The sequence below is a fragment of the Ornithinibacillus californiensis genome (genome assembly GCF_001038485.1).
GTDB lineage: Bacteria > Bacillota > Bacilli > Bacillales > Amphibacillaceae > Ornithinibacillus > Ornithinibacillus californiensis.
Genome location: NZ_LDUE01000020.1, coordinates 1 through 22,099, shown reverse-complemented (window position 1 = coordinate 22,099; position 22,099 = coordinate 1). Strand labels below are relative to the sequence as shown.

Here is a 22,099-nt window from a genome sequence, read left to right as displayed (position 1 = left end):
AACTCCCCCTAATTTAAAATGATTTTGTGTTCGTTCTTAGATGAAATAGTTAATCAATAATGAAATTCCTAATAAAAAGCCATAAATTGAATTGGTCTTTCCAGTTAGAACCATTGCAGGCATCATTTCTAAAGGTTCTGTTTTTCCTTTAAATCCTTTTACAACTTTGATGGCAGGTATAACTGCTATAAACGTAATAAGAGAATATAGTGGTAAAAATCCTACGATAATTAAATAAGCCGTAAAGTAGAATGCAATAAAGAATAGTACTCCTAGAAAACGTACCGCATTCTTTCTTCCTAATAATATTGCAAGTGTTTTACGGCCACCTTTTTCGTCTCCATCTAAATCACGAAGATTATTAGAGAACATAATACAGCCAATTAGAACAGCTACTGGTATAGAAATAAAGATAACGATACTGTTAAGTGTCCCTGTTTGGATATAATAACTAATTCCAATAATAACCGTACCCATGAAAAATCCTGAGAATACTTCACCAAATGGTGTGGTAGCTATTGGAAGTGGACCACCTGTATATAGGTAACCAAATAACATACAAACTAGTCCGATAACAGCAATCCACCAACTAGATTCGATACAAATATATATTCCTAGCAGAAGTGCAATCCCATAAAAAATTAGTGCTAGTCGAAGTACAGTTTTTGGGGGAATACCATCGCGTACTATTGTTCCTCCAATACCAACAGATTCCTCGGAATCGAGTCCACGAACATAATCATAGTATTCGTTAAACATATTGGTAGCTGATTGAATGAGCATGGAAGCGATAAGCATTGCTAGAAATACTAGTATATTAATTCCATCTGTGTTTAATGCGACCATCGTACCAACAAATACAGGTACAAATGATGCTGTTAATGTATGTGGCCTGAGTAATCGCCACCATACCTGAAAGCCATCACGTTCATTTAAGGCTTTTTTGATATGATCTTTATCTGTTGCCATGATTGTAATCCCCTTATCTTTCAATATCATTATAAGTTTAGGCAAAATTAATGGGAGTGTCAACGAAGTAGCAACAATAGAGATAAATTTTGAAATGAAGAAGCGATTTTGGGTCATAATAATACTTATTTTGGAAGATTAATCAATAAAGCTGATGAGTAGATAGTAGTTTTCTTGAGAAACTATGGAAAAAAGAATAGAATAAAGTTGGACTATTATGTACTAACGGAGGGCAATTAAATGATAGAGGTTAAAGAGGAAACGCTTGAATCCACTTTAAGAAAAGTGATTCAAGGCTTACAACCCTCTAAATCAAGACTAGTTAGTTTCACAAAAAGAGTAGATAAAGTTGATCCTCTTCAGTTTTTTGAAGCAGGTTACCATTTACATATGAATCGTTCTTATTGGAAAAGTACGATAGATAACTTTACTCTAGTAGGAATAGGCAATGCTTTTTCTATTCGAGAGGAAAATCCTTATCTTTTGAAAGATAAGTGGAATGCTTTACTAAATCAGGCTGTGATTAATAATCCTTACCAATTATCAGGTACAGGTATTGTTTCTATAGGTGGGATGGATTTTGACCCTTTAAAATCGAAGACTAGACTTTGGCAAAACTTTTCTTCCAATGAATTGCGAGTCCCGCAATTTATGTTAATGGTGAATGAGGAACGAGCATATTTAACAGTAACCGTTAATGTTACTAGTAATGATGACCCAGTTGCGATTAGTGAGGAGCTCACAAAAAATGAGGAATACCTCTTCAAAGATAATAAATTGGTCAGCAACAACCCAACTATCGTGGAAAAAGAAGAAGTAGAACCGGAGAACTGGAAGAAGACTGTTCGAAAAGCAACCGAGCATATATCTTCGGGACAAGCTAAAAAGGTAGTATTAGCTCGTGAGCTAAGATTGAAATTCACAGAAGAAGTACAAGTATCAGGTGTTCTTCGCCAATTATTAGAATCACAACCGACTAGTTATATTTTTGCTTATGAACAAGGAAAGGACTGTTTCGTTGGTGCGACACCAGAACGGTTAGTGAAAGTAGAAAGAAATGAACTGTTGTCTACTTGTCTGGCTGGAACGGCTCCAAGAGGTACGAACGAAGCCGAGGATAACGAGCTTGGGCACAAGTTACTCCATGATGTAAAAAATCGTAAAGAACATGAATTTGTTGTGCAAATGATTAAACAATCTTTAGAAGAATTTTGCAAGGAAATAAATGTGCCCGAACATCCAGTACTTTATAAATTAAGAAATCTACAGCATTTATATACACCTGTGCGAGGGGTATTTAAAGAAGAACAGTCCATCTTTGATGTCGTTCAAAAACTACACCCTACTCCCGCCTTAGGGGGAGAGCCACGAGAAGAAGCGTTAACCTTTATTCGTGAACAAGAGTTATTAGATAGAGGCTGGTATGGAGCCCCAATTGGATGGATTGATAGTAATCAGCATGGTGAGTTCGCTGTTGCAATTCGTTCGGCATTACTTCAAGGGGATAAAGCGTCTTTGTTTGCTGGTTGCGGTGTAGTGAAGGATTCAGATCCTGAAGCGGAATTTGAAGAAACGAGAATTAAATTTTTACCGATGTTAAACGTCCTAGGGGGATAACAGATAATGAACCATATTGAAGACTTAACTAGATACATAGCCAACTTTGTCGATGAACTATCTAAAAGCGGATTAACCGATGTTGTTATTTCTCCTGGGTCACGCTCAACACCATTAGCGATGACTATTGCTGAGCATCCAGATATTAAAGAATGGATTGTGCTTGATGAACGTTCGGCTGCTTTTTTTGGCTTAGGATTAGCTAAACAAACAAAGCGACCTGTTGCACTAGTTTGTTCATCAGGTACAGCAGCGGCAAATTATTTTCCTGCGATAGTAGAGGCACACCAGAGTAGAGTTCCCCTAATTGCTTTAACAGCTGACAGACCACATGAACTACGAGACATTGGTGCTCCTCAAGCTATCGATCAAATAAGGCTTTATGGAGACTATGTGAAGAACTTCCATGAGATGGCTTTGCCTGAATCAAGTGAAGGTATGTTACGTTATGCTAGAACAAGAGCAGCCCGTGCTGTCAATGAAGCTTCAACCGGGAATCCTGGTCCCGTTCACTTGAATTTTCCTTTTCGAGAGCCGCTAGTTCCCGATTTCTCTCTAGAAAATGTGTGGGGAGAGCCTCTACGAGAACCATTTACGATATGGCATGAAGGAAATAAGAAGCTTTCTGAAGGATTTCTGAAGCACTTTGCTAATAAATTATACGCCAATAAGAAAGGCGTTATCGTGTGTGGTCCACAAGTGGATGAAGATGTTGCAGAAGCAGTCTCCATTCTAGCTGAGAGCTTGGGCGTTCCTGTGTTAGCAGATCCACTTTCGCAGCTAAGAACTGGTACACACTCAACAACTAATATTATTGAAGGCTATGATGCATTTCTACGGAATGAAAAGATAAGGAAAGCGCTAAAGCCAGATTACATACTGCGTTTCGGAGCAATGCCTGTGTCGAAGGCTTATCTTTTTTACTTGAAGGATAATCCTGATGTAAATCAGTACGTCATCGAGGAGCATGAAGGGTATCGGGAACCAGTTGGTAATCCAACAGAATTTATTATTGCTGACCCAATCTCCTTTTGTTCAGACCTATTAGAAGCAGGTTCCTCAGTACATGCAGATGAGACGGAATGGTTAAATACGTGGAAAGAAATGAATAAGATAGTGAAATCTCATTTAGCAACTTCTTCCGATGGTTCGCTTACAGAAGGAGAAGCGGTAAGACAGTTAGTTGATGTCGTACCGGATAATAGCAGTCTATATGTTGGTAACAGTATGGCTATTCGCGATGTGGATACGTTTTTACAGACAGGTGAGAAGAAACTAACCTTACTTGCTAATCGTGGAGCGAATGGTATTGATGGTATGGTTTCTAGTGGTATTGGGGCTTCGGCTTCTGGCCAACCTGTTACATTGTTATTAGGTGATTTATCCTTTTACCATGATATGAACGGTTTGCTTGCTGCTAAACAATATAACCTCGACATTACAATATTAGTTGTCAATAATAATGGAGGGGGAATCTTTTCATTTTTACCACAAGTATCAAGTGAAAAACACTTTGAAGCATTGTTTGGTACACCGTTGGATATAGAATTCAAACAGGCGATTGAAATGTATGGGGGGTCTTATCATAATCCGAAGAGCCCTAACGAATTAAAAGAAGCGTTATTAAAGAGTTATGGTGAAAAAGGGTTGTCTGTTGTAGAAGTAAAAACGGATCGAACGGAGAATCTTCACTGGCATCGTGACCTTTGGAAAGGTATTGAGGAAGAAATACTAAAGTCGGTGTTCCAGTGAGAAAAGTAATTAGAGATTGCCAATATTGGTATGAAGTCTATGGTAATGGTGAAGCAGTAGTCTTGCTACATGGTTTTACTGGAAGTACGAAGACGTGGAAGTATTTTGTCGAGAAGTACCAATCAGAATTCAAAATAATAGTAATCGATTTACCAGGCCATGGACGAACGATCACACCTTCACCTATCTCCATGGAGCAATGTTGTTACGATCTTCATGCTATCTTAACAGATGCTGGAGTAAACAGTTTTCATTTAGTTGGGTACTCGATGGGAGGTAGAACAGCCCTCACCTACGCGATGTATTTTCAGGAACAGTTGAAGTCGCTTATACTAGAAAGTTCCTCTCCTGGCCTTGCAACAGAAGAGGAACGTATTGGTAGAATGGCCAATGATGAAAATCTAGCAATTAAACTTGAAGCAAATGGCGTTAAAGCTTTCATTGATTTTTGGGAAAAGATTCCACTGTTTGAAACGCAGAAAAGTCTACCGGAGGATGTTGTTGCTGAAGTGCGAAATGAACGGCTTTCCCAGACAAAAGAAGGACTAGCCTTATCACTACGAGGTATGGGTACCGGGAGTCAACCTAATTGGTGGGGGAAACTGTCAAGTGTAACAAAACCAGTTTTATTACTTGTTGGGGAGAAGGATAATAAATTTATTCAATTAAATAAAAAGATGCATGAATCCCTTTCTAACAGTAAATTGAAGGTAGTAGAAAATGCAGGACATGCAATTCATGTGGAAAGACCAGCATTTTTTGGTAAAATAGTAGAGGAGTTTATTTTAGCAAATAGGAAAGTGTAAAATTCTTTCCAGATTGCATAAGAGAAACATAGCGAAAGCTAAATACATAGCAATTTAAGGAGGATTTCCATGACTGTACAATGGGAAAAAGTTCGTGATTATGAAGAAATAATTTATGAAAAATATAATGGTGTTGCAAAAGTAACCATTAATCGACCTGAAAAGCGCAATGCTTTCACACCAAGAACTGTAAATGAGATGATTGATGCTTTTGCAGATGCTCGTGATGATTCATCTGTAGGAGTGATTATCCTTACAGGTGCAGGTGATCTAGCATTTTGTTCTGGGGGAGACCAATCCGTTCGAGGTCACGGAGGATATGTTGGAACAGACCAGATTCCGCGTCTTAATGTATTAGACTTACAACGCTTAATTCGTACCATCCCTAAACCAGTTATTGCAATGGTAGCAGGTTATGCAATTGGTGGTGGCCATGTCCTTCACGTCGTATGTGATTTAACAATCGCTGCAGACAATGCAAAATTTGGACAAACTGGACCAAAAGTTGGTAGCTTCGATGCAGGTTATGGTGCAGGACTACTAGCAGAAATGGTTGGTCAAAAACGTGCACGTGAAATTTGGTATTTATGCCGTCAATATAATGCGGAAGAAGCATATGAAATGGGCATGGTAAACAAAGTAGTACCATTAGAGAAATTAGAAGAAGAAACGTTACAATGGTGTGAAGAGATCTTAGAAAAATCACCAACTGCACTACGATTCTTAAAAGCATCCTTTAATGCAGCTACTGATGGCTTAGCAGGTCTGCAACAAATGGGCGGAGATGCAACGCTTCTTTACTACACAACCGATGAAGCAAAAGAAGGTAGAGATGCATTCAAGGAGAAAAGAAAGCCAGACTTTGGTCAATTCCCACGTTTCCCTTGATTCATGGGTATTGATTAATCAATCTTAAATATGCCAACGTAAAAGAGGCTGGGACAATACTCATAAGTTTTTATCTAAAGATGAACCTTGCACAATTTAGCTCCGGAAATATACGCAGACTCCTGCGGGAGGAAAGGCATCGGTGAGACCCCGAGAATGCACCTGCGTCTGCAAGTATCGCTACGCAGAATGCTTCCTCGGTGCAAGGCTGCAAAGAAGTCAATTCATGTAGCAGCCTGGCTCACCAGCCGCCCGCGGAAAGCGGAGTATATTTCCGGAGCGGGGTTGGAGCGACAAGATAGCATTTTCTTTAGTTAAAATACTTGTGTTTGTCCCATCCTCTTTCTTTTAAATTGAGGTGATATATATGGCAGAAGTAATACCACACTGGCTGACAAAGCAAGCATTTCTTTCTCCCAATCAGCCTGCAATGGAGCTAGTAGACGGTACTACAATTTCATTTTCCGAGTTAATGAATAAAAGTCAAAGCTTCGCAAAACAATTAGCTTCCCTTGGGGTTAATAAGGGAAGCCATATAGGAATATTATCAAATAACCATCCAACTATGATTGTTGCTGTGCATGCCCTAAGTTATCTAGGTGCGGTGGCAGTGTTATTAAATACAAGATTAACGGCTGAAGAGTTAAATTATCAGGTTAAGGATGCCGATGTACATACAGTTATTACACAAGACAATCTAATAGATCAAGCGAAAGAGCTAAAAGTAGATCTGGTTAACAGCTTTTCTCAAGTAGAAAGCAAACCACAACTAGAAATAGAGCTTCTGACAGAAATAAATCTGGATGATCCATTTACTATCATTTATACATCTGGAACTACTGGGTTTCCAAAAGGTGTCATCCATTCGTATGGGAACCATTGGTGGAGTGCTGTAGGGTCTGCATTAAACCTCGGACTAACGGAATCTGATAAATGGCTTGCTGTGTTACCATTTTTCCATGTTGGGGGACTGTCGATTTTTCTTAAGAGTGTTATCTATGGTATGCCGGTATATTTATTGGAGAGATTTGATGAACAAGTCGTGCTAAACGCCATTCAAAATCGAGGTGTAACGATAGCTTCAGTGGTAACAGTGATGGTCCAACGCATACTAGAATTATTAAAAGATAACCAATTCCCTAGTCATTTTCGTTGCATGCTCTTGGGAGGCGGTCCAGCCCCTGTTCCTTTATTAGAAAAAGCAAAAGAAAAAAGTATCCCAGTGTTTCAATCTTTCGGCATGACGGAAACTTCTTCTCAAGTTGTCACACTTAGTCCTCGTGACGCTTTAGAAAAAATAGGTTCTGCTGGAAAGGCTCTATTTCCAGCGCAAATTCAAATTAAGGATTGTGAGCCAGAAGAGATTGGTGAGATTCTTGTTAAAGGTCCAATGGTTACAAAAGGTTATTATAATAACCAAGAAGCTAATCAAAATAGTTTCAATGATGGTTGGCTTTCAACTGGGGATTTAGGGTACGTAGATGATGAAGGATTCTTGTTTGTAGTGGACCGTAGAAAGGATTTAATCATTTCAGGTGGTGAGAATATTTATCCATCTGAAATAGAAAGTGTATTATTGGCATTTGACGGTATAAAAGAAGTTGGTGTTACTGGTAAACCAGATGATCATTGGGGCCAAGTGCCAATTGCGTTTATTGTACCTAACAATAATACTATTTCAAAGGAGGAAATACTCAATTTTGCTCAGCAAAAGTTAGCAAAGTATAAGCTTCCTAAAGAGATTCACATTATAAATAGTTTACCTAGAAATGCATCCAACAAGCTGCTACGAAATAAATTATTAGACTTACTTCGTTAAGAGTTCATTCACTTCATACATTCTTTTCCTGTTTTAAGCCAAATTAAAACTAGGAGGTGTGTTATATGGAGAAAAAGAAATACTATGTAGAAATCGGTAGTGGTGAGATTTCACAAGAAAAATACCAAAATAATGATAGCTTCACCATTCATGCAACGGCTGATGAAGTGGCTATTCTAAGGGCAAAATTAACCAACATGCATGACTCTTCGCAGCAAAGCTTTTGGAGGGCGCACGTTCCAATCGTTCCATATCACAATGATAGGGCGAATGATGACTATGATTCGGAGATGGTAGAAGTCTATCAAATGTTGTATGAGCTAGGCGATGATACTGCAAAAAGTCATATCGAAAGTATAGGAATATTAGGAGAAAATCATATTTAAGAGAACCTGGGAATAGGATAAAACATCTTATTCCTTTTTACTTTGTTTAATATTAGTAGATTAGAGGGAATAGTAGAAGTAGCAAGTTATAGGGGGAAGTAGATTGATGAGATTAAGTATAATACTTATTGTGATTAGCTTATGTATTGCCATTGTCCTTCCATCATCAGCTAAACCAGGAAATGGAGAAGAACAGAACGATACCCAATATGCTATTACCCATGATCAAATTGTACAGTTAACTGATAACTTTATGGACATTCTGGTCCAAAAAACAGATGAAAATTACCAAGTTAAGGATCATCACAATAAAGCATCATTAATAGAGGTATTTAAGAGTGTTATTAGCGAAGAAGTCGTAAAACCATATGTTGATTATTATTTTCATGAAAAAAATGGGGCATTATATATAATTCCTACAGAAACACCACCATGGTTTGATAAACAGAATGAATATGATGTGATACAATTAGAGAATAATAAAGTCTTGGTTCAGCAAAAAAATCAATCTGAACTGTACGGAGATTACAGTTTAGAAATTGAGTTCACATTTGCAGACCAGGAATGGAAGATTACAAATATAACACATCAATGATAACGTTGAAGGTAGCTGAATTATGTTTACATTTAGAGATTTTTATCAAAATGAGATTCGATTTTCTTTTAGTGACCGTCCATTTTCGAATAATCCAAAGCATGTCTGGGTAATATGCCGATTTGAAGAGAAATGGTTGTTAACAAAGCACAAGGACCGTGGTCTAGAGTTTCCCGGTGGAAAAGTGGAAGAAGGTGAGAGTCCTGAAGATGCAGCACATCGAGAAGTAATGGAAGAAACTGGCGGTACGATTAAAGAAATTAATTACTTAGGGCAGTATCATGTGGCAGGGAAAGCAGGACATGTTATTAAAAATGTATATTATGCAGAAGTAGAGTCCTTAGAAGTACAAGATACCTACTATGAAACGGAAGGCCCCGTTCTTCTTGAAACGATTCCTAATAACGTAAAATACAATAATAAATTTAGTTTTATTATGAAGGATGATGTTTTAACCTATTGTTTAGAGAAGTTAAATAAATAAAAACACCTCAAGGCTTGAGGTGTTTTTATTTAAATGAGAATAATTTCCAGTCCAAGTGTTTTACTGATATAATTTTTATAATATTAAAAATTGGTGATCTATTTATGTTAGTTTTTACAATCTAGGCAAGAAGGTTATTATTTATAGTGAAAAGATTAAAAGGTAGGTGTTTAAGTGGCTAAGCAACTCAATTTAGATATGCCAATCGCTACAGGGAATACGGCTAAAATATACCTTCATGAAAATCAAATCCTAAAAGTATTCCGCGATAATTTTCATGAATCTGAGGCAGCTTACGAAGCTTCAAAACAGAACATTGCCTATTCCAGTGGGCTTCCCGTACCCAAGGTTATCGATGTAACTAAAATAGATGGTAAACCAGCCTTAATCATGGAATACATAAAGGGGAAAACATTGGGAGATTTACTGATGTTAGAAAAGAACAATGCAGCTTACTACTTAGAAATCTCAATTGACATACAAAGAAAGATTCACGAAATTACGACAGATTCTTTAGAACCAATTTCTAAAAAACTAATTCGCCAAATTCAATATGTAGATAGGTTAAATGAACAACAAAAAGCTTACTTGTTAAAGAAACTAGATCAAATGAAATTTGAACCAAGGCTTTGTCATGGGGATTTTCATTTATATAATTTAATTTTAACAGAGGATAAACAAATAGTTATTATTGATTGGGTGGATTCAAGTGTAGGTGATATTCGAGCAGATGTGTATCGGACCTATCTGTTGTATTCCCAGCATTCATTAGAGTTAGCTGAACTCTATCTTAATCTTTATTGTGAAAAAAGTGGCGTATCGAGAGAGGATATTTTTGAATGGGCACCAATAATAGCAGGTGCTAGACTTGCTGAAATTGTCCCATCCGAAAATCAAGGTAGATTGCTGCAAATTGTTAGTAGTTATTATGAGTGAGTTAGTGAATAACAAATAAAGGCGTAGTCTCAGTAGAACTACGCCATTTTATATATTTAAGTTGTATGCTTAATCAACCAACCTTCAATTCTTTCTACGACCTTATACATAATCGCAGCAAAGATGGCAATTAGAATTAACGCAGCCATGACAAGTGAGAAATCAAATACTTGGAATCCGTACACAATCAAGTATCCTAAACCTTCTTTCGATACAAGGAATTCTCCAACAATAACACCAACCCAAGACAAACCTACATTCACCTTCAAGGTTGAAATCATAACGGGTAGATTGGCAGGGAAAACTGCTGATTTAAAACATTGCCAGCGAGTAGCACCAAAGCTTCTCAATACTTTTTCATAATTAGGGTCAACTTCACGATAGCCGGTATAGACAACAATTGTCGTGATAATGATGGAAATAATAGCTCCCATTGCAACAATGGAAACATATCCTGGACCTAAAGCTACAATGATAATCGGCCCCAAAGCAACTTTCGGCATTGCATTCAGGATGACAAGATAAGGATCTGCTATTTTGGAAAATCTAGTGGATGACCATAGTAGTGAAGCGAGTAAAATTCCTAGTAAGGTACCGATTACGAAACCAAGAAGTGTTTCAAATAGCGTCACATACGTATGGGTTATCATGGATCCATCTGAAAACTTACTAATCAATAGATTAATAACTTTACTAGGTGAGCTAAAGAGTAATGGATCAATCCAATTCAATCTACTAGCAAGTTCCCATAGTCCAAAGAAACACACCAATATCAATGCTTGCCATATGAATACAATTCTTTTCTCCTGTTTTAAACTTTGCTTATGCTTTTCAAATAAAAGGCGGTCTTCGTTATTAGACATGACGACATCCCCTTTCTTGAGAGGGGTTAAACAGTTTGTGCTTCATTTTTGTTTAACTCCTCCCAAACTTTATCAAAAATTGATTGGTATTTAGGGTGTCTACGAACAAGGAAGGGTAGTTCATTCCTTAGTTCAATCGGAACTTCAAATGTTTTAGATATACTGCCAGGGTTTGCACTCATGACAATAATTCGATCACTCATAGCTATTGCTTCACCTATATCGTGCGTTACTAAAATAGCTGTTTTGTGATACGCATGTAGCAATTTAAAAACTAGATCTTCAAGTTTCAACTTTGTCTGGAAATCAAGAGCGGAAAAAGGTTCATCTAATAACAGTACTTTAGGGTCTGTAATCAAGGTTCTAACTAGTGCAACACGTTGACGCATACCACCTGATAATGAGGAAGGATATTGATTTTCTACATTCTTTAGTCCAACCTCTCGAAGTAACTCCCTCGCTTTTTCTTTTAATTCCTCATTCACATTATTTTGGATGGTTGGCCCAAGTAAAACATTATCTAATATTGTTTTCCAAGGGAAAAGGTAATCTTGCTGCAACATATAGCCAATTGCAAGTTCTGATTCATCAATTGATTTATTATCCAATAGTACTTTCCCTGATGTTTGCTTCATAATACCTGATACTATCGATAGTATCGTTGATTTACCGCATCCACTGGGACCTAGTAAGGAAACAAACTCTCCCTCTTTAACAGAGAAAGAGATGTCATCCAATGCTTTGGTATAATCATTCTTTGTAAAGTAATGATGCGTTACATTTTCTAAGGTTAGAAAGGACATGGTTTCCCTCCTTAGTTCTTGATGACGTCCTCTGCTATTTCTGTATTTACTAACTCTTCGTAAGAAATCTCGCCATCAGGTAATTCCCCTGCTTCTTCCATAATGTTTTTTAAGTTGTTCCATTCCTCTTCATCTAAAATCGGATCTGTAGCAAAAGAACCTTGGCTCTTATAACGTTCAATGGAAGAAGTTAATATATCTAAATCAACATCTTCAAAATAACCTTGAATGGTCTCTGCTATCTCAGCAGAATCCGTTTCTTGTACCCACTGTTGAGCCTTATAGATGGCTCTAGTAAATTTCTCAACATTTTCTTTATTGTCTCTGATATAACTTTGTTTTGACATAAATACAGTGTATGGCACATGACCTGATTCTTCACCGAAGGAAGCTATTACATGACCATTTCCTTCTTTTTCAAAGACACTTGCTGTTGGCTCGAATAATTGAACATATTCATAATCTCCGGATAGGAATGCACCAGGAATATTTGCAAACTCTATATTTTGCGATAGATTCAAATCATTATGTGGATCAATACCGTGCTGCTTTAAAACAAATTCTCCAACCATTTGAGGCATTCCGCCTTTACGTTGGCCAAGAAAGTTAGAGTCATTTAAATCTTCCCATTCAAAATCTGGGTGTTCCTCTTTTGCCACTAGAAATGTACCATCAGTTTGTGTTAGTTGTGCAAAGTTAACGGCAAAATCTTTAGAATCCTGTGCATAAACGTAAATAGATGTTTCTGAACCAACTAGGGCAACATCAATGCCGTCTGATAATAGGGCTGTCATTGTTTTGTCCCCACCCCAGGTAGTTTGCAGTTCTACATCTAAACCTTCCTCTTCGAAAAATCCTTTTTCTATTGCCACATATTGAGGCGCATAGAATAAAGAGCGTGTAACCTCTCCAAGCTTAATGGTTGCATTTTCACTACTGGAACCACATGCGGAAAGGAATAAAAGTAAAATTATAGATACGAACGCCAACAATTTAATTTTTCTCATTTCATTCGACCCTTTCAACATCGAGAATTTTTATGCAAAATGGAAAGTACTTACTTTCCTTTTGTGTAAAGTGATCAAGAACAGGATTCTCAGGCTACATGAGAACACCAAGTTTTCTAACCACAGTGTATGCTTGGTGAAAAAAATGTGTGAATGCCTATATAATTTTTGGAAAATTATAGTGATGAGGGGGTTCTTGGTGCAGTATCTAAGAATTTTGTTAACATCATTTCAGTATTGTATTAATGATGTAGTGATGTTAATAGGGGCTCTTAACATCAATTCGGACATGCATATGGACTGAAGTAAAGCTAAGGAGGGTTCTAAACATCATTTCGACTTCTAATTGGAAGTAAAGTAAAGTTAATAGAGGTTCTTAAAATCATTTCATCATTGTTACAGTGACGATATGATGATAAGGATTAGTGCAATCTAATCATAGTAAAAGAAAAAACCGACCTTGGTAAAGGTCGGTAAGGAATGTAACATAAGTTACGCTTTTCATATATAAACCCTCTTGGGATGAGGACAAGCTCACATTATTTGTAGCTAGGACCTGCTGAAGCGATTTCTGGGCTGACATGAGAGAACTTCGTAAAGTTTTCATGGAACTTACTAGCAAGTTCTTTTGCAGCAGATTCATAAGCTTCTTTATCTGCCCATGTGTTTTTTGGTGTTAATACTTCATCAGGTACACCAGCAACATGTGCAGGTATTTCAAGTCCGAAAATCTCGTCTTTTATTGTTTCCACTTTATTTAGCTCACCTTCTAGTGCTGCATGAACCATTGCTCTAGTATAAGAGAGCTTAATGCGGTTTCCAACACCATAAGAACCACCTGTCCATCCGGTGTTAATTAAAAAGACATTTGTATTATATTGATCTATCTTTTCTCCTAACATCTTTGCATAAGTAGCAGGTGGAAGTGGAAGGAATGGGGCACCAAAACAAGCAGAGAAAGTTGCTTGTGGTTCCGTTACTCCACGTTCTGTTCCAGCTAGTTTACTTGTGTACCCACTAAGGAAATGGTACATCGCTTGTTCTTTCGTTAATTTACTAATTGGTGGTAATGTACCAGAAGCGTCAGCTGTTAAGAATATAATTGTATTTGGATGTCCTGCAATACTTGGATCAACGATATTTTCAATATGCTCTAATGGGTAAGCAGCTCTCGTATTCTCCGTTAATGTTGTATTATCATAATCTGGTGTGCGAGAGTCTTCTTCAAGTACTACGTTTTCTAATACGGAACCAAAACGGATTGCATTAAAGATTTGTGGTTCTTTTTCTTCTGAAAGGTTAATGCATTTTGCATAGCAACCACCTTCAATATTGAAGACACCACTTGAACTCCACGCATGCTCATCATCACCGATTAGCTTACGGTAGGGGTCTGCAGATAATGTCGTTTTCCCTGTACCAGATAATCCGAAGAATAATGCTACATCACCTTCGTTGCCAACGTTAGCAGAACAGTGCATTGATAAAATATTTTGTTCAGGTAGTAAGAAATTCATGATAGAGAAGATTGATTTTTTAATTTCTCCAGCATATTCCGTACCACCGATTAGAATCACTTTATGTTTAAAGGAAACTAGAATAAATGCCTCTGAATTAGTACCATCAACACTAGGATCTGCTTTGAAAGTTGGGGCAGAAATAACTGTGAAAGATGGATCGTGAGAAGCGTATTGTTCTTCAGTAGGACGAATGAATAATTGTTTTGCAAATAAGTTATGCCAAGCAAATTCATTGATTACTTGAATTGGTAATTGGTAGTTCTGATCTGCTCCAGCAAATCCGTCAAAAACAAAAACCTCATCTTTTTCCTTAAGGTGTCCAATCACTTTTGCGTATAGTTTTTCAAAAATTTCTTCTTCAATTGGTTGGTTAACTTTACCCCAATCTACTTTACTTTCTGATATGGAATCCTTTACAATGAATTTATCCTCTGGGGAACGTCCAGTATATTTACCGGTAGTAGCAAGTACAGCACCTGTATTTGATAATATCCCTTCATTTCGTGAAAGCACCTTTTCAACTAAACTTGCAACAGATAAATTTTGCCTAACATTTTTCTGTGTGAGAAGTTCTTCCAATAATGAGGTTTTCATTACTGTATTCATTAAAATTACCTACCTTTATTTTGAGAGTTTAATTGAAGATTAATCATCCAATACATATATTTCCTGAAATTAATTATTAGTATAACACATTCAAACTAATAGTCCATACTATTTATTATTTTTTATTGTATTATTTTATTAAAATTTAGTGACACTGGATTATACGGTTGACATAGGACAATTGATTCAGTTAATCTTAAAATGAGCGGATACTCTCTTATTCAGAGTTGGTGGAGGGACAGACCCGATGAAACCCGGCAACCATCACTGCGGTGAAAAGGTGCTAACCTGAGGCAAGGAAAAATTCCTTGAACAATAAGAGCGAAAGGCCAGTAATCCCTTTCCTCATGTAAGAAGGAAGGGCTTTTTTTATTGATTAAGGATATACTATCTGATAACTATGTGAGTTCCGTACCAAGAATATAGAGGGAGGATTTAGCCTAATGGCTAAAAATCGTCGATTATTTACTTCTGAGTCAGTAACAGAAGGACATCCAGATAAAATTTGTGATCAAATTTCTGACGCTATTTTAGATGAAATATTAAAAAAGGACCCTGTAGCTAGGGTTGCATGTGAAACAACCGTTACAACGGGCCTAGTTCTAGTTGCAGGTGAAATTACTACGTCAACGTATGTTGATATTCCTGCAGTCGTAAGACAAACAATTAAAGATATTGGCTATACCCGTGCAAAATACGGATTTGATGCTGATACATGCGCAGTGCTTACTGCAATTGATGAGCAATCACCTGATATTGCGGGGGGAGTAAACAAAGCTTTAGAAGCTCGCCAAGGGAAAATGACAGAGAGTGAAATCGATGCAATCGGAGCTGGAGATCAAGGTTTGATGTTTGGTTATGCATGTAACGAAACAGAAGAATTAATGCCTTTACCAATTTCTCTTGCTCATAAGCTATCTAAACGTCTAAGTGATGTACGTAAAGATCAAACATTACCATACCTTCGTCCAGATGGAAAAACACAAGTTACAATTGAGTATGATGAAAATGATCAACCAGTACGAGTAGATACGATTGTCATTTCTACACAACACTCTCAAAGTGCAACATTGGAACAAATTGAGAAAGATTTGCTTGAACATGTTATTAAACCTGTTGTTCCATCTGAATTATTAGATGAACAAACGAAATACTTCATTAACCCGACTGGGCGATTTGTAATTGGTGGACCACAAGGTGATGCAGGGTTAACTGGAAGAAAAATTATTGTTGATACGTACGGTGGCTATGCTCGTCATGGCGGTGGAGCATTCAGTGGCAAGGATTCAACGAAAGTGGACCGTTCAGCTGCTTATGCGGCACGTTATGTAGCCAAAAATATTGTTGCAGCTAAACTAGCTGATTCCTGTGAAGTTCAACTAGCCTATGCAATTGGAGTAGCGGAACCTGTCTCGATTGCAATAAACACATTCGGTACTGGTGTCGTTAGTGAGGAAGAACTTGTAAACGCGGTACGTAACATTTTTGATCTACGTCCAGCAGGTATCATTCGCATGTTAAATTTACAACAACCAATTTATAAGCAAACTGCTGCCTATGGCCACTTTGGTAGAACTGATGTGGAGTTTCCATGGGAGAAGACTGATAAAGTAGAAGCATTAAGAGAACAAACTAAATAATTGCAAATAATGAAAGAAAGCTTAGAACACCCGTAACTTGACGTGATGCTCTAAGCTTTTTTGATAACTTAAAATTCTAATCCTAATTCTGTTTGTTGCTTATAATATTGACCCTTTTCAACGTACGAGTTACGTACTCGTTCCATTTCTTTATAATCAGCTTCGGTCAGTTCACGTACTACTTTCGCTGGACGTCCCATTACTAGCGTATGGGGCGGTATTTTTTTGCCAGGTGGGACTAAACTTCCCGCACCTACAAAGGCGCTTTCTCCAATTTCTGCACCATCTAAAATGATTGATCCCATACCTATTAACGCATTTTTCCTTACGATGGCAGAGTGTAAAGTGACTTGGTGTCCAACAGTAACATCGTCTTCAATAATAAGAGTATTGTTTGGACTTTGATGAAGCATAGATAAGTCCTGAATGCTAACTCTTTTCCCGATTCTAGTAGGTGCAACATCACCTCTAATAACGGTTTTAAACCAAATACTAGAATCTTCATCTATCGTAACATCCCCAACTATTACTGCATCCTTAGAAACGAAAACCGATGGATGAATGGTAGGTGATATACCTTTGTAATGATGAATCATAGTAACTCCTCCTCATCTACTTTTTCTGAATCGCTATAATAAATGGTGGGTTGTTCTTCTGGTTTATGAATCCATATTGCAATGCACTATATTTTTTCTGGTCGAGTGACATTACATGTTTGAGAATACTATTTTTCTCTTCTTCGCCACCTTCATGACCATAATAAACGACAAGAATAATTCTTCCATTTTTCTTTAGATGTTCTAGTAACGTATCAATAGCTTTAATAGTAGATTTTCCTTTAGTAATAATTGATTTATCACTTTTCGGCAAATACCCTAGATTGAAGATAGCTCCACCAATCTCTATATCCTCAAATAAATAATCACCAATATTCTCATGACTGTCTAATATTAATGAAACGTTAGAACAGTTATTTTCCATTAATAATTGATCCGTATTATCAATTGCTTGTTCTTGAATATCAAATGCAATTACTTCTCCAGTTTCACCTACTAATTTACTTAAGAATAATGTATCATTTCCATTACCACTCGTAGCATCTATAACCGTCTCACCAGGAGTAATAATTTCCTCCAATAAGTGATGGGAAAAATTTAAAATACTTTTCATCTTAGTACCCCTCAAAATTCAGTCTGATATTAGAATATCATGTAAAAACATTTTAATAAAATCAAATGTCATGTACATTCTTGTAAGGATTTCATAAAGTACTATTATAAAAAAGGAATATCTTGACAAAGCTAGTAGTATTCATTACAATTCAATTTAATAATGAAAAGCGTTGAGAAGGAATAGTAGTAATTCAACTCGAGGTTAAGAGAGACAATGGTTGGTGGAAATTGTCCCCGAGTAATTATGAACTCGCCTTTTATGCTGCAGAGGTGAACGTTAGTAGTTTCTGCCGTTAATCCGCGTTAAGGATACAAGTGAACGATTAATTCGTTAATTTGGGTGGTACCGCGGGAAATACAGCTTCTCGTCCCTTTATTGGGATGAGAGGCTTTTTTTATTTTTATATAAAAAGGAGGAAATAACATGAGCTTTAGTCATCAAGAAATTGAAAAAAAATGGCAAAAACATTGGCTTGAAAATAAAACTTTTAAGACAGACACATCATCTGATAAAGAAAAATTTTACGCGTTAGATATGTTTCCATATCCATCAGGTGCTGGGCTTCACGTAGGTCACCCTGAAGGTTATACAGCTACAGATATTCTTTCTAGAATGAAACGCATGCAAGGTTTTGAAGTGCTTCATCCGATGGGGTGGGATGCTTTTGGACTACCAGCAGAACAATATGCGCTAGACACAGGTAACAGCCCAGCAGAATTTACACAGAAAAATATCAATACATTTAAACGACAAATTCAGGAACTAGGATTTTCTTATGATTGGGATCGTGAAGTTAATACAACGGATCCTAACTATTACAAGTGGACACAATGGATCTTTACAAAGCTATATGAAAAAGGTCTTGCTTACGTGGATGAAGTTGCTGTTAACTGGTGTCCAGCACTAGGTACGGTTCTTGCGAATGAAGAAGTAATCGATGGTAAAAGTGAGCGTGGGGGACATCCAGTTGTTCGAAAACCGATGAAACAATGGATGCTTAAGATTACTGCTTATGCCGATAGACTTCTTGATGATTTAGAAGAACTAGACTGGCCAGAAAGTATTAAAGATATGCAGCGTAACTGGATTGGGCGTTCGGAAGGTGCAGAGGTTACCTTTAACATTGATGGACATGAAGAAACGTTTACGGTATTCACAACTCGTCCTGATACATTGTTTGGAGCAACATACGCCGTACTTGCGCCGGAACATCCATTTGTCCAAAAGATTACTACACCGGAGCAAAAGGAAGCTGTTACTAAGTATTTGGATGCGGTACAGACTAAATCTGACCTAGAAAGAACAGATCTGGCAAAAGATAAGACTGGGGTATTTAGTGGTGCATATGCCATTAATCCGGTAACAAAAGCAAAAATGCCAATTTGGATTGCAGATTATGTACTCATGACTTATGGTACTGGAGCAATCATGGCTGTTCCAGCACATGATGAACGAGATTATGAATTTGCTACGAAGTTTGATCTACCAATTGTAGAAGTAGTTGCTGGTGGAGATGTTTCTAAGCAAGCCTATACTGGTGATGGGGAACATATTAACTCTGATTTCCTAAATGGTTTGGGTAAAGAAGAAGCAATTTCAAAAATGATCGCTTGGCTAGAGGAGAATAGTGTAGGTACGAAGAAAGTAACATACCGTCTTCGTGATTGGCTATTCTCAAGACAACGTTACTGGGGTGAGCCAATTCCAGTTATTCATTGGGAAGATGGTACGATGACAACTGTTCCAGAAGAGGATTTGCCACTGGAACTTCCAGTAATGACCGATATAAAACCATCTGGTACGGGGGAATCACCTCTTGCAAATAGTGAATGGGTACATGTAGTAGACCCAATTACAGGTAAAAAAGGTCGCCGTGAAACAAATACAATGCCGCAATGGGCAGGTAGCTGTTGGTATTTCTTGCGTTATATTGATCCAGATAATAGCGAAAAACTAGCTGATCCTAAGTTGCTGGAAAAATGGCTTCCGATTGATATTTATATTGGAGGTGCCGAGCATGCAGTACTTCACTTGCTTTATGCTCGTTTCTGGCATAAATTCCTATATGATATTGGCGTAGTTCCAACAAAAGAACCATTTATGAAACTATTCAACCAAGGCATGATACTGGGTGAAGGAAATGAGAAGATGAGTAAATCGAAGGGGAATGTTGTTAACCCTGACGATATCATTGCATCACACGGAGCGGATACACTTCGTCTATATGAAATGTTTATGGGGCCACTTGATTCATCTGTTGCTTGGTCAACGAATGGACTGGATGGAGCAAGACGTTTCCTAGATAGAATATGGCGTCTATTCATAAATGAAGATGGATCACTATCGAATAAAATTGTTGATGGAACCGGTCCAGAATTGGAAAAGGTGTATCATGAAACAGTGAAGAAAGTTTCTGAGGACTTTGAAAATCTACATTTCAATACCGGTATCTCTCAAATGATGGTATTCATTAATGAAGGATACAAGTCTGAAAAGCTTCCTAAGGAATATGTTGAAGGCTTTGTAAAACTACTATCACCAGTCGCTCCACACCTTTCTGAAGAACTTTGGAGCCGACTAGGTCATACAGGAACAATTAGTTACGAAGCTTGGCCAACGTATGATGAATCCAAACTAGTTGAAGACGAAGTAGAAATCGTCATCCAAGTTATGGGTAAAGTACGAGCTAAACTAAATGTCGCTAAGGATATCTCTAAAGATGAGCTTGAAAAGATAGCTCTTGCTGACGAAGGTATTCAAGAGTGGATAGAAGGTAAGACGGTTAGAAAAGTTGTTGTAGTACCTGGGAAGTTAGTTAATATAGTAGCAAATTAACATAAGAAGGCTCCTGATAGTTTTACCATATCAGGAGCCTTCTCTTGTTTATTATTATTTACTAGGCATCCACTTTGTTTGGAGGAGAATCCATTTATCTCGATCGAAATACCAAAGAGACTCAACCGTACCCAATTGATCTGCATGATAGGCACCACTTACTTGTTGGAAACTTTTCAATCCATAGCCTTTAGTTTTGCTGATAAACTTAGGCTCGAGGAAAGCTATTGGATCAACCATTGCTGAAATATTCTTCGTTAACTTACCATCTTCACTGTAAATACCTAAACGTATATAGTCACTCCTGCGATCTTGAACATTTATAATAGAAGGTTCCATATTTGGTGAGATTGTAACTTCAACTTGAAAATCATCTAAAAACTTTCCTTTTACAAAGGGCTGTTCAGGCAATGGTATTTCAGAAAGTTTGTTTTGTATTAATGTATGAAGGTGATATTGGTATAAACCTCCACTACCACCAGTAGCACTTTGGAAGAAAATATCATTCACTTTATCATGATTCAAATCGAGAAATTTTAATGTGGGGTTGTAGCCACCCATGTATGGAATTTCCCAAACCTGATTCTCTGAAGAAGTAATCACTGCGATAATATCTCGATAGTAGTTCGATTCAGGAGAGAATAATACCCCCTTCAATTCAATAATCTCCTTTAGTCCATTTCCCGTTACATCTTCCTCATAAGTTTGTATTACTTCTAGTTCAGAATTAACATCAGTTTCTTCTGCTGTGATAGAATAATTATCCAGTATTAGTAATAGTATTATATAAGCTGAACAAGCTATCTTTTTCATGGTATCTCCTCAGTTTCATGTTGTAGTATTTTATAGTGTGTGATTATCAGAATGTGCAATACAATGGAACTTTTCTACGGTAGGCTGAATACTATAATTGAGTGTCGTGAGGTATGGGAAAAAATGGGATATACAACTTTAGCTTTTACCATTGACTAGTATTCCAAAGGAGTGTAATATGTATTCTATTGTTATTGATCGATATTGAATCAAATTTGATTTTTAACAGTACAATTTCATATTACCTAGTTGACATAATCTAGTGTGTTTGATATAGTATTACTTGTCGCTAAGATGTTAGCTGCTAAAAAAAACATTCAAATCTGTTGAAAAAAAGTAGTTGACATAATTTATATGAAGTGATATGATATAAAAGTTGTCGCTAAAAGACGACAATCATTTTTGCTCCTTGAAAACTGAACAAAACAACCAGTATGTTTAGAATAACTTGACGAAGTCTTAGTTATTCTTATGCAGTCAACTAATGCGAGAGCATTTGTTGATCGAATGCCAAGAAGAAACATACCCTGTTTTTTCTTGAATTATGAAATACAGAAGCTAGCAGCTTCTTTGCTAAGAACTTTCCT

At 37.1% G+C, this 22,099-nt stretch carries 19 protein-coding genes, 1 riboswitch and 1 other annotated feature; of the genes, 11 read left to right on the top strand and 8 right to left on the bottom strand.

Translation table 11 applies throughout. The features are described 5' to 3' along the window. Positions 1-36: 36 nt before the first annotated feature. Positions 37-969, bottom strand: a complete 933-nt coding sequence (locus tag TE34_RS04590) for a 1,4-dihydroxy-2-naphthoate polyprenyltransferase (RefSeq protein ID WP_157037576.1) — start codon at positions 967-969, stop codon at positions 37-39. Between the two features lie 240 nt (positions 970-1,209). Here TE34_RS04590 and TE34_RS04585 point away from each other — a divergent pair, with 240 nt between their 5' ends. The 9 genes from TE34_RS04585 to TE34_RS04545 all read left to right on the top strand — a co-directional run bounded on the left by TE34_RS04585 (position 1,210) and on the right by TE34_RS04545 (position 10,252). Beyond that, positions 1,210-2,586, top strand: coding sequence for an isochorismate synthase (locus TE34_RS04585; RefSeq protein ID WP_047983652.1), 1,377 nt, complete (start codon positions 1,210-1,212; stop codon positions 2,584-2,586). Between the two features lie 6 nt (positions 2,587-2,592). After that, positions 2,593-4,338 carry a 2-succinyl-5-enolpyruvyl-6-hydroxy-3-cyclohexene-1-carboxylic-acid synthase gene (gene menD, locus TE34_RS04580; protein ID WP_047983651.1) on the top strand — a complete coding sequence of 582 codons (1,746 nt, stop codon included), beginning with the start codon at positions 2,593-2,595 and terminating at the stop codon, positions 4,336-4,338. Beyond that, positions 4,335-5,144, top strand: coding sequence for a 2-succinyl-6-hydroxy-2,4-cyclohexadiene-1-carboxylate synthase (menH, locus tag TE34_RS04575; protein WP_047983650.1), 810 nt, complete (start codon positions 4,335-4,337; stop codon positions 5,142-5,144). Before menD ends, menH begins: the two co-directional genes overlap by 4 nt. Before the next feature lie 69 nt (positions 5,145-5,213). Next, on the top strand, positions 5,214-6,032 hold the full coding sequence (gene menB, locus TE34_RS04570) for a 1,4-dihydroxy-2-naphthoyl-CoA synthase (protein ID WP_047983649.1): 819 nt from the start codon (positions 5,214-5,216) through the stop codon (positions 6,030-6,032). 367 nt (positions 6,033-6,399) lie between these two features. Then, positions 6,400-7,851 (top strand): o-succinylbenzoate--CoA ligase, encoded by a 1,452-nt coding sequence (locus TE34_RS04565; protein ID WP_047983648.1) that lies wholly within the window; start codon positions 6,400-6,402, stop codon positions 7,849-7,851. A gap of 65 nt (positions 7,852-7,916) precedes the next feature. Continuing rightward, positions 7,917-8,237: a hypothetical protein gene (locus TE34_RS04560; protein WP_047983647.1), complete on the top strand. Its 321-nt coding sequence runs from the start codon at positions 7,917-7,919 to the stop codon at positions 8,235-8,237. Between the two features lie 106 nt (positions 8,238-8,343). Continuing rightward, entirely contained in the window at positions 8,344-8,832 is a 489-nt protein-coding gene (locus TE34_RS04555) for a hypothetical protein (RefSeq protein ID WP_053074974.1), read from the top strand. Positions 8,833-8,854: 22 nt separating this feature from the next. Then, the gene (ytkD, locus tag TE34_RS04550; protein WP_047983646.1) at positions 8,855-9,316 is read left to right on the top strand and encodes an RNA deprotection pyrophosphohydrolase; all 462 of its coding nucleotides are present in this window, start codon (positions 8,855-8,857) and stop codon (positions 9,314-9,316) included. A gap of 198 nt (positions 9,317-9,514) precedes the next feature. Further along, positions 9,515-10,252, top strand: coding sequence for a phosphotransferase family protein (locus tag TE34_RS04545; protein ID WP_047983731.1), 738 nt, complete (start codon positions 9,515-9,517; stop codon positions 10,250-10,252). A gap of 56 nt (positions 10,253-10,308) precedes the next feature. Here the strand turns inward: TE34_RS04545 and TE34_RS04540 are convergent, their stop codons facing one another. From TE34_RS04540 to pckA, 4 genes are all read right to left on the bottom strand, one after another. Next, positions 10,309-11,115 (bottom strand): ABC transporter permease, encoded by an 807-nt coding sequence (locus TE34_RS04540; protein ID WP_047983645.1) that lies wholly within the window; start codon positions 11,113-11,115, stop codon positions 10,309-10,311. Between the two features lie 26 nt (positions 11,116-11,141). Next, positions 11,142-11,918 carry an ABC transporter ATP-binding protein gene (locus tag TE34_RS04535; RefSeq protein ID WP_047983644.1) on the bottom strand — a complete coding sequence of 259 codons (777 nt, stop codon included), beginning with the start codon at positions 11,916-11,918 and terminating at the stop codon, positions 11,142-11,144. An 11-nt stretch (positions 11,919-11,929) separates the two neighbouring features. After that, complete coding sequence (locus TE34_RS04530) at positions 11,930-12,925, bottom strand: ABC transporter substrate-binding protein (protein ID WP_047983643.1); 996 nt, start codon at positions 12,923-12,925, stop codon at positions 11,930-11,932. Positions 12,926-13,464: 539 nt separating this feature from the next. Then, the gene (pckA, locus tag TE34_RS04525; RefSeq protein WP_047983642.1) at positions 13,465-15,051 is read right to left on the bottom strand and encodes a phosphoenolpyruvate carboxykinase (ATP); all 1,587 of its coding nucleotides are present in this window, start codon (positions 15,049-15,051) and stop codon (positions 13,465-13,467) included. 214 nt (positions 15,052-15,265) lie between these two features. Further along, a riboswitch (SAM riboswitch) is annotated at positions 15,266-15,373 on the top strand. Positions 15,374-15,494: 121 nt separating this feature from the next. Between pckA and metK the strand changes: the two genes are divergently transcribed. Further along, a complete protein-coding gene (metK, locus tag TE34_RS04520; RefSeq protein WP_047983641.1) occupies positions 15,495-16,691 on the top strand; it encodes a methionine adenosyltransferase in 1,197 nt (398 codons plus the stop codon). Between the two features lie 68 nt (positions 16,692-16,759). On the opposite strand, the gene TE34_RS04515 is transcribed toward metK, so the two are convergent. Beyond that, entirely contained in the window at positions 16,760-17,287 is a 528-nt protein-coding gene (locus tag TE34_RS04515) for a gamma carbonic anhydrase (protein ID WP_047983640.1), read from the bottom strand. A 16-nt stretch (positions 17,288-17,303) separates the two neighbouring features. Beyond that, a complete protein-coding gene (locus tag TE34_RS04510; RefSeq protein WP_047983639.1) occupies positions 17,304-17,861 on the bottom strand; it encodes a tRNA (mnm(5)s(2)U34)-methyltransferase in 558 nt (185 codons plus the stop codon). A gap of 163 nt (positions 17,862-18,024) precedes the next feature. Then, positions 18,025-18,239 (top strand) — a binding site (T-box leader). 48 nt (positions 18,240-18,287) lie between these two features. On the opposite strand from TE34_RS04510, the gene leuS reads away from it, so the two are divergent. Then, positions 18,288-20,699, top strand: coding sequence for a leucine--tRNA ligase (gene leuS, locus TE34_RS04505; RefSeq protein ID WP_047983638.1), 2,412 nt, complete (start codon positions 18,288-18,290; stop codon positions 20,697-20,699). 54 nt (positions 20,700-20,753) lie between these two features. Here leuS and TE34_RS04500 read toward each other — a convergent pair whose 3' ends face one another. After that, positions 20,754-21,512 carry a hypothetical protein gene (locus TE34_RS04500; protein ID WP_047983637.1) on the bottom strand — a complete coding sequence of 253 codons (759 nt, stop codon included), beginning with the start codon at positions 21,510-21,512 and terminating at the stop codon, positions 20,754-20,756. Positions 21,513-22,099 lie beyond the last annotated feature (587 nt).

Coding starts and splice junctions, on each gene's coding strand:
- menD (WP_047983651.1), top strand. CDS start 2,593: ATGAACCATATTGAAGACTTAACTAGATACATAGCCAACTTTGTCGAT.
- pckA (WP_047983642.1), bottom strand. CDS start 15,051: ATGAATACAGTAATGAAAACCTCATTATTGGAAGAACTTCTCACACAG.
- TE34_RS04585 (WP_047983652.1), top strand. CDS start 1,210: ATGATAGAGGTTAAAGAGGAAACGCTTGAATCCACTTTAAGAAAAGTG.
- TE34_RS04555 (WP_053074974.1), top strand. CDS start 8,344: ATGAGATTAAGTATAATACTTATTGTGATTAGCTTATGTATTGCCATT.
- TE34_RS04540 (WP_047983645.1), bottom strand. CDS start 11,115: ATGTCTAATAACGAAGACCGCCTTTTATTTGAAAAGCATAAGCAAAGT.
- TE34_RS04535 (WP_047983644.1), bottom strand. CDS start 11,918: ATGTCCTTTCTAACCTTAGAAAATGTAACGCATCATTACTTTACAAAG.
- TE34_RS04545 (WP_047983731.1), top strand. CDS start 9,515: ATGCCAATCGCTACAGGGAATACGGCTAAAATATACCTTCATGAAAAT.
- ytkD (WP_047983646.1), top strand. CDS start 8,855: ATGTTTACATTTAGAGATTTTTATCAAAATGAGATTCGATTTTCTTTT.
- TE34_RS04530 (WP_047983643.1), bottom strand. CDS start 12,925: ATGAGAAAAATTAAATTGTTGGCGTTCGTATCTATAATTTTACTTTTA.
- TE34_RS04510 (WP_047983639.1), bottom strand. CDS start 17,861: ATGAAAAGTATTTTAAATTTTTCCCATCACTTATTGGAGGAAATTATT.
- TE34_RS04515 (WP_047983640.1), bottom strand. CDS start 17,287: ATGATTCATCATTACAAAGGTATATCACCTACCATTCATCCATCGGTT.
- TE34_RS04565 (WP_047983648.1), top strand. CDS start 6,400: ATGGCAGAAGTAATACCACACTGGCTGACAAAGCAAGCATTTCTTTCT.
- TE34_RS04500 (WP_047983637.1), bottom strand. CDS start 21,512: ATGAAAAAGATAGCTTGTTCAGCTTATATAATACTATTACTAATACTG.
- metK (WP_047983641.1), top strand. CDS start 15,495: ATGGCTAAAAATCGTCGATTATTTACTTCTGAGTCAGTAACAGAAGGA.
- menB (WP_047983649.1), top strand. CDS start 5,214: ATGACTGTACAATGGGAAAAAGTTCGTGATTATGAAGAAATAATTTAT.
- leuS (WP_047983638.1), top strand. CDS start 18,288: ATGAGCTTTAGTCATCAAGAAATTGAAAAAAAATGGCAAAAACATTGG.
- TE34_RS04590 (WP_157037576.1), bottom strand. CDS start 969: ATGGCAACAGATAAAGATCATATCAAAAAAGCCTTAAATGAACGTGAT.
- TE34_RS04560 (WP_047983647.1), top strand. CDS start 7,917: ATGGAGAAAAAGAAATACTATGTAGAAATCGGTAGTGGTGAGATTTCA.